This is a genomic window from Cupriavidus sp. SIMBA_020 (assembly GCF_046535395.1).
Classification (GTDB): Bacteria; Pseudomonadota; Gammaproteobacteria; order Burkholderiales; family Burkholderiaceae; genus Cupriavidus; species Cupriavidus campinensis.
The window spans coordinates 1-260 of record NZ_JAWRWU010000962.1 but is presented as its reverse complement, the minus strand read 5'-3'; the positions used below and the strand labels follow the sequence as shown (position 1 = coordinate 260).

Annotated in this window: 1 protein-coding gene; it reads right to left on the bottom strand. The window is 68.5% G+C overall.

The features are described 5' to 3' along the window. Positions 1–114: 114 nt before the first annotated feature. Entirely contained in the window at positions 115–186 is a 72-nt protein-coding gene (locus SB751_RS32310) for a hypothetical protein (RefSeq protein ID WP_410749299.1), read from the bottom strand. Positions 187–260: the final 74 nt, after the last annotated feature.

Below are 260 nucleotides of genomic sequence, written 5' to 3'. Positions count from 1 at the left end.
CCTCGCCGAGCGACAGGAACGCGTCGCCTTCCGGATGGCGCAGCTCGACGTATTCGGCGCCCTTGACCGCATGCACTTCGCCGATGCGCAGCCCGGCGTACAGCGCGCGTTTGGTCAGCCGTTCGAGATCGTCGCCGTCGGCGCGATAGCGACGCAGTTCGAGTTGCGCATGCCGTGCGCCGCGATACGCGAACGCAGCGTCGACCAGTCGAGCGACTCCGACGTGTCGACTTCGACGTAGCCGCCGCGCGCTTCGGCGA